Source organism: Oceanospirillum sp. (assembly GCF_048265165.1).
Lineage (GTDB): Bacteria > Pseudomonadota > Gammaproteobacteria > Pseudomonadales > Halomonadaceae > Oceanospirillum.
Window position 1 is genome coordinate 506,294 of record NZ_JBLXCD010000001.1, and the last position, 14,821, is coordinate 521,114.

The window sequence follows — 14,821 nt, forward strand, 5'->3', positions numbered from 1 at the left end:
CGTTTCAGCAAAAAGCAGCATTACCATACGGCCTTAGGAAAACCGCCCGCCAGCAACAGATCTTTCTGACCAACCTGATAGCCCGAAGCTGCGATTAGCGTCCGGGCCTGCTGGCTTTGCAGCCAACGCATAAAACGGAGTGCCGCTTGCGGCTGTCGACTTCGCGCCAGCACAACCCCCTGCTGAATAATCGGCGGGTAAAGCGAAGGATCGGGGACCCAAAGAGAGCCCTTACCCGAGATGAAAGGATGACGTGCCTGAGACAGGGCAATAAAACCCAGAGGTGCCGCCCCGGAGACCACCTGAAACAGTGTCTGACGGACGTTACCGGTACGAATAAGCCGCTTTTGATCATCCAGCGTCCGCCAGAGACCCTGCTTACTCAGCAGTTGCTGAGCCGCCAGGCCATAAGGGGCATTAACCGGATTGGGTAGCGACAGGTGCTGAAACGTCCCTGAGTGCAGCACAGCACCTTCGCGGTCCACCTGTAAAGGATCATCAGACCAGAGCGCCAGTAGCCCTCTGGCATAGGTAAAACGGGAACCAGGAAGAATAAAACCCTCCTCCTCCAGACGTTCGGGACGACTCTGATCCGCCGATAAAAACAGATCGTAAGGGGCACCATGACGGATCTGAGCATAAAGGCCACCACTGGAACCACTGATAATCATCAGGCGGTCACTCTGCTGATTGTGATAAACCGCCGCCAGCTGCTGAAGCGTACTGAGAAAATTCGCCGCAACCGCAACCCGAACCTCTTCGGCTTTGACCGGTGGGCTAAAAATCAGCAACAGGGTTATCAGAATATAAAAGAGGTAACCGAGGCCATGAACACGATATTGCAGAGATCGAATACCTTGTTGAGCCAAAATACTGATCATGATGGACCTCTCTCAATGGAACAGGGTTGATCTTGTTACCGATGATCAGAAAAGCCGGATCTTTGATCGATACCGGCTCTTGCGGATTATTGCGGGTTATTCTGTTACTAGCAGATGTTATCCCATCTAAACCTTAAGCCGGACCTCACCTTGCTCAATCTTTGCGACCCAAGTTTTCAGACTGATATTATTATCCTCCAGGCAAACACCATCACTTAAACGGTAATGATGCTTATAAAGCGGTGTCGCCAAAAAAGGCTCGCCATGGCGGTCTCCAATTAGCCCTCTGGCGTTGAGAAAGGTATCACTGAGGGGGTCATAGTTTTCTACCGCATAAACTCTATTCATGGCCGGCAACCAAAACAGAGCAACCTGTATCGCATTGGTGCCACAGGGTGATGGCAGCAAAGCAGCCACTCCGGAGTTAGCGACCAGGTCGCCCGTCTTACAAAGCGTTTGCCAAAGAGCACTATTATGAACCTTGATCATGATGCTACCTCCTCAACAGGAATTAACCGGGTTACTTTTTCTTCAGGACGGGCGGGGCGGATCTGCTGACGCTCCTCAACAAACTGAATATGAGGGTCCGCCACACCACTGTTCACAAACGGGCGGAAGCGTTTCAGTTTTTCCGGATTCTCCAGTGTGCTCTTCCATTCACACTGATAGCGATCCACCACGCGCTGCATATCAGCTTCTAGTGTCTCTGCAATGCCCAGGCTATCCTTCAGAACCACACTCTGCAGATAATCCAGGCCACCCTCCATGTTTTCCATCCAGCGCGCCGTACGCTGCAAACGATCCGCAGTATGCACATAGAACATCATCAAACGATCAATAATACGAATCAGCTCATCATCGCTCAGATCAGTGGCAAACAGGTCTCCATGGCGAGGCTTCATCCCACCGTTACCGCAGGTATAAAGATTCCAGCCATTTTCCGTCGCGATAACACCAAAGTCTTTACTCTGGGCCTCTGCACACTCCCGTGTACAGCCGGAGACCGCTAATTTGATTTTATGGGGCGCGCGCAGGCCTTTGTAGCGATCCTCCAGTAAAATCGCCATACCGACACTGTCCTGCACGCCATAACGGCACCAGGTACTACCAACACAGGATTTTACGGTGCGCAGGGACTTCCCGTAGGCATGACCGGTTTCAAAGCCTGCGTCCACCAGACGTTTCCAGATCGGGGGTAGCTGTTCCAGGCGGGCACCAAACAGATCCACCCGCTGACCACCGGTAATCTTGGTGTATAGATTAAAGTCACGGGCGACTTCGCCAATCACAATCAGTTTGTCCGGTGTGATCTCACCACCAGCAATACGGGGAACCACAGAATAAGTACCATCTTTCTGCATGTTGGCCATAAAGGCGTCGTTGGTGTCCTGCAGACTGACGTGGGGGGATTCAAGAACATGCTCGTTCCAGACCGAAGCCAAGATGGAGCCCGCAGTCGGCTTACAGATCTCACATCCTAAACCTTTACCGTATTTTTCCAGCAACTCATCAAAGGTTTTGATACCGCCTACGCGGATCAGATGAAACAGTTCCTGACGGGTATAAGCGAAGTGTTCACAAAGATCGGTATTCACCTCGATGCCCTGGTTAGCAAGCTCGGCGTTTACCACATCTTTCAGCAAGGCCGCACAACCGCCACAACCGGTACTGGCTTTGGTAGCGTCTTTGACTTCCGCTACCGAGCAGCAGCCGGAAGCCACGGCATCGGTAATCTGACCTTTGGTCACATTGAGGCAGGAGCAGATGCTGGCGCTATCCGGCAAAGCATCTACACCCAACATCGGGGCAGCACCGGAGGATTCCGGCAGAATCAGCCCAGCGGGTTCCGCGGGTAGTTCGATACCGTTCAGGGCGTACTGCAGCAGGGTGTCATAACGGCTGTTGTCCCCGACGAGCACCGCACCAAGCAGTTCTTTCTTATTCTCAGAAACCACAATTTTACGGTATACCTGAGCATCTTCATCCTGATAACGGTAGGTTTTCGCCCCTGACGTGCGGGCATGGGCATCACCAATGGAGCCCACATCCACCCCCAGAAGCTTCAGCTTGGTGCTCATATCTGCACCGGTAAAGGTTGGCGCTTCCGGCGTCAACGTACCCGCAGGTACAACCTGATCCAACAGATGGTGAGCGGCGACCTTTGCCATCTGGTAGCCCGGTGCCACCAAACCGAAAATCTGGCCGCCCCAGAGCGCACACTCCCCAATTGCCAGAATCGAAGGGTCGGAGGTCAGGCACTCTGAATTAATCTCGATACCGCCGCGCTCCCCCACCGTCAGACCGGAGCTTCGGGCCAGCTCATCCTGGGGACGAATACCGGCAGAGAAAACGATCAGATCCGTTTCCAGATGGGAGCCATCGGCAAAGTTCATGCGGTGGCGACACCCTTCACCAGCAACAATCTCTTGGGTCTGCATGCTGGTATGCACCTGAACCCCCAGATCGGTAATGCGCTGTTTCAGAGCGGCACCACCTTCATCATCCAGCTGAACCGGCATCAGACGAGGCGCAAACTCCACCACATGGGTTTCAAGGTCAAGTTCACGCAGGGCATTAGCCGCTTCAAGGCCCAACAGACCGCCGCCAATGACCACCCCTTTACGCCCGTCTCTGGCGTAATCCCGAATCTGATCCAGATCTTCCAGTGTCCGATAAACAAGGCAGGCATCACGATCTTTACCGGGAATGGGCGGTACAAACGGATAAGAACCCGTTGCCAGCACCAGAGCATCGTATGCGTAGTTACGGCCCTTATCTGTAGTCACTTTTTTGCCCGCCCGGTCGATGGTCATCACCTTCTCACCGGGATAAAAGTGAACGCCCTGCTCCTGATAGAATCCCGGCTCACACAGCGCCAGTGACTCGGCATCTTTACCGGTAAAATACTCGGAGAGATGAACACGGTCATAAGCACGATGGGGCTCTTCACCGAAAACACTGACGTCAAGGTTCTTAACGGCTAACGCCTGAGTCTGCTCCAGCAGAGACTCAACAAAATGGTGGCCCACCATGCCGTTACCCACCACAAGAACCTTAAAAGCCGCTTTCTTTGTCTGATCTGTCGTTGTATGCACTGTGTTAATCATCACGTCTCGCCTTTTTTCGTGCTGCCAGGTCTGAAAAGCCAAACAGCAGGCAAAAAAAAAGCGCTCATCGACCACATGAAATCATGTGTGATGAACGCCTTTGTTCAATAAGGTAGATCCAGTTTTTATGCAGCCTGTTTCTGTTCAGCGAACTGCACAGAAGATCGGTTGCTTTGTCCTACCTATTGCACGGCTTATACCAGATTTTTAAAAAAGCTTTAAAATCAGATGACTAGATCGTATTTTGAGGGTTTCAGCACCCCTCTGAGCCAGCGAAACCGCCCCAGACTGGTGCACAAGCGCACTATTCTGTCCCTATTATACGTCTTAGACTTTGTAACGCCCCAGCAAAAACGCCCGCCAGTCATCATCCAGCGCCTGCATATTGCGGTGACGGCGGGATTCAAGGTGTCCCTGACGGTCTTCCGGTGAGGCAAAAGGGCCGGTTTTGCACCAGTTGCAGTAGTGCTCAGATACCGGTTCTCCCACGGGATGCGTTGGCGGCGTGAGCTGTTCCATCAGCTGCTGATCCGGGTGGGAAGCCACAGGCTTTACACTCCAGTAGTAAGTGGTTCCTTTCGTGCCTCGAATCTGTTTATCACGATCCACGTTACGAATCCGGTAACCCTCAAAAGCACTTTGCTGAAACGGGCACATGCCCAGCAGCTCAACCGGCTTGCCCTGATGCTCCAGCCCAAGATGAATACCGCATTCCAGATCCCACTGGCTGTAGGGTTTCAGGTCTTTGGAGCTGATCAGCGCCAGCTGTGCTCCATCAGGGTCAAGAAAGAAGCTGAAGGCGTGTTGCAGATAGAGGCGCAGCAGACGGCGATTCAGCAGATTGGTGGTCAGGCCACCGGCCTGTTCAAACTCTGCTTTACTGGTAAAGGAAGGAATCAGGGGAAACTGAAAAATCAGCGCATCAAAGCGGCCTTTCAAACTCTCCGGCCAGGTATCACGGTTGATGATATCCAGACCAGTGGCCACCTCACTACCCTGCTGTTTCAGCTCAAAAAAAGCACAATCCTGATATTTGGCGAGCAGTTCTGCCTGCTGATCCAATACACTGGCGGTGACTAAGCCCAGACAACCAGCCGTCTGTGACTGCATCTGATTCAGTGACAATGAAAAAGAGAGATCGCCATCACCTACGGTGAGAATACGCCAGTTTGGATCGAGATACATGAAAAGCCCTTGCAGAACAGCCAAGGCATCCGGTAAAAATTGACAGCCGGACACCTGAAAAGAGCGGGATTCTATCAGTTATCAGGCAGCGATGGGATAAAAGCAGATATCACTGAGAGAAATATCCCTCTGCCAGTCGAACCAAAGTCATTAAAGGCAGGTTTTTAAGCCTGCCTTTAGGTAGAAAGAACACCAGACCAGTCCTGTAAAGGGCTAGTGCGATGAGGTTAGCGTTTTTGTGGTTTTCCGTGAAAAAAGCCTGCGAAACAGCCGGAAAACACGGTTATCCGCAAAACCATCACCTAACACCAGCATACAAGGGGTCAGTAACAGAGTCAGAACCGTGGCAAAGGTCAAGCCACCAGCAATGGCGCTGGACAGCTGTGTCCACCACTGGGTCGATGGCGCCCCCCAACCCAGGCTATGCTCCACCAGGTTAACATTCACACCTAACACCATCGGCATCAGACCAAGCACCGTCGTCAGAGCAGTAAGTAGTACCGGCCGCAAACGCATACATCCGGTTTCCAGAGCCGCTTCAAACGCTCCCAGACCTCCGGCACGAATACGGTTATAGGTATCGATCAATACGATATTGTTATTCACCACAATGCCAGCCAGGGCGATAATGCCCATACCTACCATCACAACACCGAAAGCCTGACCGTTAATCAAAAGTCCGAGCAGAACACCTGCCGTTGAAAAAATAATGGCAGACAGCACCAGCAGGGTCTGATAAATGCTGTTGAACTGAATAATCAGAATCAGCATCATCAGCAGGATGGCCACTAAAAAGGCCCCCATCAGAAAGACCATAGATTCTTTCTGATCCGCATCTTCACCGCCAAAGGTCACGGATACGGTATCCGATAGCTCACCCAGACGTCCCTTTAGCGCAGTCAGGCGCTCATTCACTTGTTCACCTTCCGCTACATCACCGGAGATGGTAATCGTACGTTTGCCATCCAGGCGGCGCAGAATTCCGGTTTTGGGAGCCGGAGTCAGGGTGACAAAATTGCTCAGAGGTACCTGACCATAGGGGGTATTAAGACTCTGTCGATTCAACTGATCCAGGGTACGGGCATACTCCGGCAGACGAATACGTATATCCACTTCATCACTGGCATCCTCAGGTCGGTAACTTGCCAGTTTCAGGCCATTACTGACCAGCTGAACCGCATTACCCACACTGGATATGGTTGCACCGTATTGAGCTGCTTTAGCCCGGTCAACTTCGAAAAGCCACTCAATACCCGGTAGTGCCCGGTCATCGTTCACATCGGCAAAACCACCTAACTCATCCATTATCCGACGGATTTGGGCCACCGCTGAATTAATCTCTTCAGGGGCATTGCCACTGATACGCAGCTCAACCGGCTTACCGGATGGCGGCCCCCCTTCTTGCTTACGGAACTCCAGAATCACTCCCGGAATATCCTGGGTACGCTCGCGCATCTCATCCAATATCAGGTTCGCCGGTCGTCGTGTTTCCCAGTCGGTAAAGCGGAACTGAATCACACCGATCACATCTTCTGCCAGTTGACCACCAGCCGCAGCAAAGGAGCGGGCATACATCGCCTCGACCTCTGGCATACCATACAAACGGTTTTCAATTCGCTGCAGCAGTGCATCTTTCTCATAAACAGAAAAATCCCCCAGAGTACGCACCTGAAGCTGGGCGGATTCAGGCTCAACATCAGGGAAAAATTCCATACCGTGGTTAAACTTACCGTAGGCGGCATAAATACCTCCCATAAGAACCAGCATCAAAACCAGAGTAGATGCGGGAAAATTCAGGCAAAGATTCAGAATGCGGCGATAAGCCTTACCACCAGCGGATTGATTCTGTACATGATTCATATCGATATCACTAACCGCAGGACGCTTATCCCTATCCAGCGGTTCCCGTTTACCGAAGACCTTACCCATTACCGGCAAAAAGATCAGCGCCATCGCCAATGAAGCAAACAGACAGATCATGACGGTTGCAGGCAGGTATTGCATAAACTCTCCCATCACTCCCGGCCAGAAAAGTAAGGGCAGAAAGACCATAATGGTGGTGAGCGTCGAGGCGATAATCGGCCATGCCATGCGACTGGCGGCATGGGCCCAGGCATCGTTACGTGAAAAACCTTCTTTTTGATGACGGTCTGCCAGTTCTGATACCACAATGGCTCCGTCCACCAGCATCCCCGCCACCAGGATCAGAGAGAAAAGAACAATAATATTCATGGTGAAACCCAAAGATGACACCACCAGAATCCCGGTCAGGAAGGCTCCGGGAATCGTCAGGCCCACCAGAAAAGCAGCACGGGCTCCCATTGCCGCCAGCATAATAATCAGAACCAGAATGACAGCGGTCATCACATTATTGAGCAGATCCGACAACATGCTCTTCACTTCTGAGGACTGGTCCATCAGGTAGCGTACCTGCAAATCTTTCGGTAATTGAGGTTCTGCAGCTTTAAAGAGAGCCCGCACCTTATCAACGGTATTGATAATATTAGCTCCGGCGCGCTTCTTAATCTCCAGCACCACCCCCGGCTGACCATTGATTCGGGCAAACCCTTCCGGATCGGTAAAGGTGCGACGGATCGTCGCCACCTCTTTAAAGGTCACCACCGTCTGACCGGAAACCTTGATCGGCATATTCATCACATCTTCAAGATTCTCGATCACACCGGGGATCTTCAGAGTCATACGGCCAGCACCGGTGTCCAGACTTCCGGCAGCAACCAGCTTGTTGTTATTGCTCACCAGAGAATACAGATCGGCGTAGTCCAGGTTGTAGCTGTCCATCGCCTGAGGGTCTACTACGATCTCCAGCAGGTCTTCCCGATCTCCGGCGATATCAACCTCAAGTACTTCAGGAATACCCTCCAGCTCCAGTTGCAGGCGACGAGCAATATATATCAGCTGTTTCTGATTAACCGGCCCGGACAGGCCGACAGACATCACCGGAAAGAGCGCCACATTGATCTCATGGACTGTCGCTTCATCCGCTTCCGCAGGAAGTTTTGATTGCGCACTGTCAACTTTCTCCCGAACATCCTGCAGTGCGGTCTTAGGATCGAAACCTGCATCAAACTCCAGGGTGACAGAGGCATGGCCCTCTCCTGCGATGGAAGTCATCTTCTTAATCCCTTCCAGTGAGCGTAGTTCCTGCTCCATGGGGCGGGCTAAAAGACGCTCAGAATCAGCCGGACTAATGCCGCTAAGGGTCATGGAAATATAGATAATGGGAATAGTAACGTCAGGGTTGGCTTCCTTGGGAATCGTCTGATAGGACGCGATACCACCTACAACCAACATCATCAAAACAAAAAGCGTGGCCCGGCTTCGATTCATCGCCGCCCGAATCAGGGTTTCCATATCAGTTTGCTCCGTGTGCAGTCACTAGCGCAGAATCGCCAGGATTATAGTCAGTGACCGGGCTATCAGTACCGGAAATACTGACCACAGAAACCGTCTGGCCCGGATGAACAAATCCACCACCTAAGCTGATCACAGCTACATTGTCAGGCAGACCGGTGATCCAGGCTCCGTCCGTACCGGTACTCAGGAGATTAACCGGGGAAAACATCACTTTATTCTGTGCATCGATCCACTTAACCCCCAAAACACCTTTTTCATTCAGGCTCAGTAATGCCGGCGATAGTTTATGGGCAGGTATGCTTCCCAGATGAATTTTCAATGTTGCGCTGGCACCCGCTATCCGAAGCTGCTCCGGGTTTTCCAGTGCCACTTCAATAGGAAACCCCCGGGTTAAAGGGTCTGCAGCACTTGCCACAAAACTGACGTAGCCCGCAAGCTCACGCCCATCTAACAGTGCGACTTCAACAGGCTGACCTACAGCCACATGGATCACATCCTGCTGCGGCACCTGAGCGGTAACCTTCAGGCGGTCAATATTAACCAGCAATCCCCACTCTTCACCTGGCGTCATATATTGACCCAGCTCTGCATCCAGCTGATCCACAACACCATCAAAAGGCGCTTTTGGAACAACATGATCTAATTGCTGCTGTGCCAGAACCAGGCCTGAACGCGCACTTTCCAGTTCACTTTCAAGGCTCAGAACGGCAGTCTCAGTTTGCAGGTTAGTTTTATAGAGCTTACGGGCAGCTTTTAATTCAGCTTCTTTCAGGCGTACACTGGCCTTAGCGCTATTTAACTGGGCCTGATATTCACTCTGGGACAAATGAATAAGCGGCTGGCCCCGGGAGACACGGGCACCCTGCTCCACTAGCAGCGACTCTACTGTTCCGGCAACCTGTGTACGCAGCCGGACACTTCGCCAGGGCTCAATCTGCCCCTGCAAAACCGTTTGGCGGTCATAGAGACTTGCTTTCGAGTACTTAACCTCAACCTGAGGCACATTAATCGAAGGCTTAGAGTCCTCGGCTGCATCAGGGGCCTCTGCCAGCGCCGTATCGATCCGAGCTGTCAATACCCAACCTACAAAGCCCACAACAGCAACTGCCGCAGCGACTTGCGAGAATTTAATTTTCACAGAGAGCCTCTATAGTCCATAAATCGCAGTGTTATACCCCCAAAGCGGGGTATGAAAAAAAGATAATGCAGATTAACAAAAGCCAGAGATTTGCGTAACCGGGCCAAACAGATTTATAAAGCAGCTCATCCGGCAGTATGTGGAATATCTTTCAGGCAAATCATGACAAATATTACATGACCTGCCTGACCGACATTGCTTTTATACGCTTATCTGTCGCCCAGTAAGGTAATAACTAACAATCAGCACTATATATCGATAAAACCGATAATTAATATAAATTTAATTCACTTTCCAGATTTAATTGCAGCGCCATAATAGCCACACATTTTTGTGACTCAGGGCTTACCTATGCTCCATCTGCTGATCATCACCCTACTTGCGATTGTTATTGCTAAACAACCTTTGTTTAACGAACTTGGCCTTGGCAGCCTCCCGCTGGCGATTGTGCTAGGTATGCTATCAGGTGCTTTCTTTCGAGGGTTGGGTTTTGCATCCACAGATAGCACACCATCGACCAGCAGCCTGTTCTGCCAACAGAAACTGTTACGCCTTGGTATTATTCTGCTTGGATTTGGTCTGACATTCCAACAAGTTGCCCAGCTGGGCTGGCAAGCTCTGGTAATCGATCTGGCCATTATCACACTGGTTCTTCTGATCGGTATTAGCGTAGGCATTCATTGTCTGGGTATGAGCCGTGAGCTGGCGGTGTTGACCAGTGTCGGCAGCGCCGTCTGTGGTGCAGCAGCAATTATGGCAACAGAGCCTGTGGTAAAAGGCGGCCATCGTCAGGTCTCTGTGGCCGTTGCAACCGTCGTGCTTTTTGGCAGTTTGTCTCTGCTACTCTACCCGGTACTCTTTACTATTCTGCACATCCCTTCAGAGCAGTACGGTATTTTTATCGGCAGCACCGTGCATGAGGTGGCTCAGGCCGTCGCGGCGGGCCAGACCATAGGTCCCGAAGCGCTGCAAACGGCCATCATGACCAAGTTGATCCGGGTATTGTGTCTTGCCCCTGTGGTGATTGCATTGGGCCTACTACTGTTCAGAGATAAGCAAGCCTGCAATGAAAGCAAAGACCGGAGCCGAAAACTACCAGTAACCTTCCCCCGCTTTATCGGCTTCTTCGTTTTGGCAGTGCTGGTAAACAGTCTTTTCCAACTACCGGAAGCAGTCCACGGAGTGATCAGCCTTATCAGCCAGTTCAGTCTTACCATCGCCATGGCCGCTATGGGTTACAACACACGCTGGAGCACCTTACGGGAGGCAGGTTTGAAGCCTATCCTACTTGCGGCGCTACTGTTTGTACTCTTAATAAGTACAGGTTTAAGTCTGAATCTACTGCTTTATGCATAAATGGGTTAACTCAAAATATGCTTAACCGGCTGAAGAGGCTTTGGCGGTTTGTCACCTAAGGCTTCTGCCACTGAGATCTCATTCACCCGACACATCGCCTCCAAGGGCAGGTGATTTGCCCCTTCTTTAGTAAACGGGTATTCAAGTTCTTCTGACAAAGCATCCAGACCAAAGAAGCAATACGCCACCAGAGTTGTAAAAAATGGCGTCAACCAAAGCGCATTTCCCACCAAACCCAGGGGTAATAAAAAGCAGTAAATATAAGCGGTACGATGCGCCAATAATGTAAAGGCAAACGGCATGGGTGTGTTTGCCAAACGCTCTAACCCGGCCTGAACTCCAGCCAGTGTTGTCAGATGCTGGTCCAGCATATTAACGGCCATTGTATCCAACCGATTTAATTCATGCTCTTTAGCGATGATCCGGGCCATCTCCCGTAAAATGGCATCGGCGGGGTTTGCCGACTGCAACAGCCTTGATGTGGTTTTAGCATCCAGCAAACTTGCGATAGCCGGGCCGGTATCCGACTCAGGACGAAGACTTTGGCGCATACTGTGAGAAAAGGCAGCGGTCAGTTTAAGCAAAGGACGCCGGGCACTATCAGGCATCAGAAGCAACTCTGTAGCCCGACCAATTGCCCGGGTTTCATAGACAAGGCTCCCCCAGAGCTTGCGCCCTTCCCACCAGCGATCATAGGCTGCATTGTTGCGAAATCCCAAAAAAAGCGACAGGGCAATCCCCAGCAATGTAAACGGTGTCAGGCTAAATTCCGGTAGTTCAATGGTGTGATACTGGTAAATAAAAACGATACCACTTGAGAAAAGAGCCAGCAGGGTCATTTGCGGCAAAACACGGGGAACAACAGAGCCGCGCACGGTGAATAAGAGAGTGAGAAACCCAACCCTTTTATGAATAATCACAATACATCCTCAATAGAGCCAATATAGATAGCAGCGTAAAATGCCCGTATTTTAGCACTAAATCAGAGGTGTCCCTACACAGGTAAGACCGCAAGGTTTAATCCGCAAGAAAGATCCTGTACCTTGGTTCCCCTCACTATAAAACCCTAAGGTTGACCATGCCCCGGATCGCAATTTTTGTCGACATTCAGAACATTTACTACACGACCCGTCAGGTGTACGGACGCTCGTTCGATTATCGTCAATTTTGGCAGCAGGTAACCCGGGAAGGAGATATTGTCAGCGCCACAGCTTATGCCATCAACAGCCAGGACCTGGGACAACAGAAGTTCCAGCAAGCCCTGAAGCATATCGGCTTTACGGTAAAGCTAAAGCCGTTTATCCAAAGAAGGGATGGTTCTGCCAAAGGTGACTGGGATGTTGGGATCACACTGGATCTCTATGAGCAGGCACCTGATGTGGACAAGGTGATCCTACTATCTGGAGATGGGGATTTTGATCAGTTACTGGAGCGGGTAAAAAACAGATTTGGCACACAAACTGAGGTTTATGGTGTTGCTTCTCTGACGGCCAATAGCCTGATTCAAAGCTGTGATCGTTTTAATGAGATTAGCAGCGAAATGCTGGTAGCAACATCACTCTGAGCAAACAGGCGGAGGAGCAGATAGATAGACCAAGCCATACGGCCAACTCACTCCTATCTGATCTCCTCCGACCTACCTGATCTCCTACGAAAAACGTTAGCGAAGACCATTCAACTGACGTTCAATATCAGTAAATACCTGATCGTAAATACTCACCAGAGCTTCCCGGTCATTACTGTCTTTTGACCAACGCCCTTCTTCAGCCATATCAATCGCTTTCTGTTCAATATCAGACAGATTACCGATCTCTATTGGCTTCCCATTCAGAATTGAGTTCACATCAGCCCGGGCTTTCTGAGCACTGCGCAGAAGTCTCATGGAGCCCTCCATTACGTCAGCAAGCTTACTGATTTGACCTGCCTGCTGATCGACAGTGCAGGCAGATTCAGCAGACTCTTTTAGTGTTTTACCAAAAATCCCGGAAGTCTCACGAGCTTCGTCAACCGCCTCACGCAGTACTTCAAACCGGGATACCATGGAAGATAGCGTATCCATCATAACCCTGATGGATGATGAGATCTGCTGCGCCGTTCCCTGAGACTGATCCGCCAGGCTTCGCACCTCATCCGCAACAACAGCAAAGCCTCGGCCCACTTCTCCGGCCCGGGCCGCTTCAATGGCTGCATTAAGAGCCAAAAGGTTTGTCTGTGAAGCCAGCTCATCAATTTGAGAGCTGCGATTCCGGATATCCGTTGCGGCATCAGTCAGTGCCTGTAGCGCAGAAAAGCTGGATTCCGCAGATTGACCAGCATCCATCAGAGCCGCAGACATCTTCTCTGCAGCCTGAACCATGTCACTCGCCGTTTCAGAAAAACTGTGTGAGAAATCGGCAATATAACCTGCTTGCTCATTTACATTTTCCAGTGTCGCATTTGTTGTGTCCATTGCCGAAGACATACCGCGCTCTGATCGCAGAAAGATCCGGGACAGCAGAGACTCACGATCAACAATCTCCTGAGTGCGATGGACCTCATCAAGTACCTGCTGAATCTCTTCAAGCACGCCTCGAAACGTCCCATGTAGTCCGGTTACCTGTAGTTTTCGAAAATACTGACCATTACCGGACGCCCGAATCGCTCCCAGAATTTCACGAAAAGCCGTCTCAGTCTGATCAAGAGCGGAATTGATACTGATTCGCAGCTGATCAAGCTCCGGGTCATTCAGCGTGTTCGGTAATCGTTGTTCCAATCGGCCATCCGCAACCTTCTGAAACAGAGACCGGATCTGAGCCACCTCAGGATTCTGACGAGGTTTCATCGATAAGCCTAACAGCCAAATGGCAGCCAGAACACTGCCAGCAACCGCTGCCTGCGGCTGCCAGACAGAAGCTACCACACCCAACAGTAACAACAGTACAGGAAGCAAATACTGATTAGATTGTGAGAACCAGCTCTTCATAAGTCTTACCCTCCTGCTCTAATATTTTATCGAGAACCTGAAAGCCCGCATCCAAAGCATCACGAGCCCCAGCCCCTTTCTCTGCTGACAGTAACTGGTCATAAATGGGGGTTATCGCGTCTAGAGCTTCAGGCCGTGGGCAACGCCGTACGGAGGTATAGCCTATCGGCTGTCCATTGCTTCCGGTATCAGGTGTCATATGAGCCAGTACCCAGTAAAAACTACCGTCTTTACTCATATTCTTCACATAAGCAAAAAATTCTTTACCGGACTGAATCGTATCCCAAGCCAGCTTAAAAGCCGTTCTTGGCATATCCGGGTGCCGGATAATATTATGCTGGACTCCCAGGAGTTCTTGTTCTGTATAACCGGAAAACTCAAGAAAAATCGGGTTGCAGTATGTTATCCGCCCTTTAGCATCAGTCTTGGAAACAATAAAGTCTTCCGGGCGCATTTTTCGCTCGATCTGTGTCGGCTTGATCGATTTAGGTTTCAAAGTAACCTCACTTTTTTCAACACAGTCACAGGACTGAGTTCTGGTTAGCCCTGATAAAATCAAAGGCCATATAACGAGTCAGGGAAAGAGCAGATCTTCAAACAACTCTTTGTCTGAAAAAGTCTGGGCCTGGCTCGTCAGGAAAATCATTGGGGGCTGCAACCTTGAAGATCATAAATAAGGATAAGAAAACTGCATTCTTGTCACTCAGAGATTAGTGGCGGCATGCGACAATCACATGCCCCAAAATCAGGTTAACACCCCTCATGCAGCCCAGTATTAAACTATTCAGATCGTCAAGAAGCAACCTAATGTCATATT

The 14,821-nt window shown here is 50.7% G+C and carries 11 protein-coding genes; 2 read left to right on the forward strand and 9 right to left on the reverse strand.

All coding sequences use genetic code 11. The annotated features are described in order from the left end of the window. Positions 1-20: 20 nt before the first annotated feature. The 6 genes from modA to ACN0R8_RS02175 form a co-directional block, all read right to left on the reverse strand. Complete coding sequence (modA, locus tag ACN0R8_RS02150; protein ID WP_417594617.1) at positions 21-881, reverse strand: molybdate ABC transporter substrate-binding protein; 861 nt, start codon at positions 879-881, stop codon at positions 21-23. 126 nt (positions 882-1,007) lie between these two features. Beyond that, entirely contained in the window at positions 1,008-1,370 is a 363-nt protein-coding gene (gene nirD, locus ACN0R8_RS02155; RefSeq protein ID WP_417594619.1) for a nitrite reductase small subunit NirD, read from the reverse strand. Then, positions 1,367-3,988, reverse strand: coding sequence for a nitrite reductase large subunit NirB (gene nirB / locus ACN0R8_RS02160; protein ID WP_417594621.1), 2,622 nt, complete (start codon positions 3,986-3,988; stop codon positions 1,367-1,369). The genes nirD and nirB overlap by 4 nt, the downstream gene beginning before the upstream one ends. Positions 3,989-4,315: 327 nt before the next feature. After that, the gene (locus ACN0R8_RS02165; RefSeq protein ID WP_417594623.1) at positions 4,316-5,173 is read right to left on the reverse strand and encodes a Rossmann-like fold-containing protein; all 858 of its coding nucleotides are present in this window, start codon (positions 5,171-5,173) and stop codon (positions 4,316-4,318) included. A gap of 213 nt (positions 5,174-5,386) precedes the next feature. Beyond that, positions 5,387-8,545, reverse strand: coding sequence for an efflux RND transporter permease subunit (locus ACN0R8_RS02170; protein WP_417594625.1), 3,159 nt, complete (start codon positions 8,543-8,545; stop codon positions 5,387-5,389). Between the two features lies 1 nt (position 8,546). Then, positions 8,547-9,686, reverse strand: a complete 1,140-nt coding sequence (locus tag ACN0R8_RS02175; protein WP_417594627.1) for an efflux RND transporter periplasmic adaptor subunit — start codon at positions 9,684-9,686, stop codon at positions 8,547-8,549. 351 nt (positions 9,687-10,037) lie between these two features. Here ACN0R8_RS02175 and ACN0R8_RS02180 point away from each other — a divergent pair, with 351 nt between their 5' ends. Continuing rightward, positions 10,038-11,042 carry a YeiH family protein gene (locus ACN0R8_RS02180; RefSeq protein WP_417594629.1) on the forward strand — a complete coding sequence of 335 codons (1,005 nt, stop codon included), beginning with the start codon at positions 10,038-10,040 and terminating at the stop codon, positions 11,040-11,042. A 5-nt stretch (positions 11,043-11,047) separates the two neighbouring features. Here ACN0R8_RS02180 and ACN0R8_RS02185 read toward each other — a convergent pair whose 3' ends face one another. Beyond that, positions 11,048-11,962 carry a bestrophin family protein gene (locus ACN0R8_RS02185; protein WP_417594631.1) on the reverse strand — a complete coding sequence of 305 codons (915 nt, stop codon included), beginning with the start codon at positions 11,960-11,962 and terminating at the stop codon, positions 11,048-11,050. Between the two features lie 158 nt (positions 11,963-12,120). Here ACN0R8_RS02185 and ACN0R8_RS02190 point away from each other — a divergent pair, with 158 nt between their 5' ends. Further along, positions 12,121-12,606, forward strand: coding sequence for an NYN domain-containing protein (locus tag ACN0R8_RS02190; protein ID WP_417594633.1), 486 nt, complete (start codon positions 12,121-12,123; stop codon positions 12,604-12,606). A gap of 96 nt (positions 12,607-12,702) precedes the next feature. Here ACN0R8_RS02190 and ACN0R8_RS02195 read toward each other — a convergent pair whose 3' ends face one another. Both ACN0R8_RS02195 and ACN0R8_RS02200 read right to left on the reverse strand, forming a co-directional pair. After that, entirely contained in the window at positions 12,703-14,004 is a 1,302-nt protein-coding gene (locus tag ACN0R8_RS02195; protein ID WP_417594635.1) for a methyl-accepting chemotaxis protein, read from the reverse strand. Beyond that, the gene (locus ACN0R8_RS02200) at positions 13,979-14,500 is read right to left on the reverse strand and encodes a PAS domain-containing protein (protein ID WP_417594637.1); all 522 of its coding nucleotides are present in this window, start codon (positions 14,498-14,500) and stop codon (positions 13,979-13,981) included. The genes ACN0R8_RS02195 and ACN0R8_RS02200 overlap by 26 nt, the downstream gene beginning before the upstream one ends. Positions 14,501-14,821: the final 321 nt, after the last annotated feature.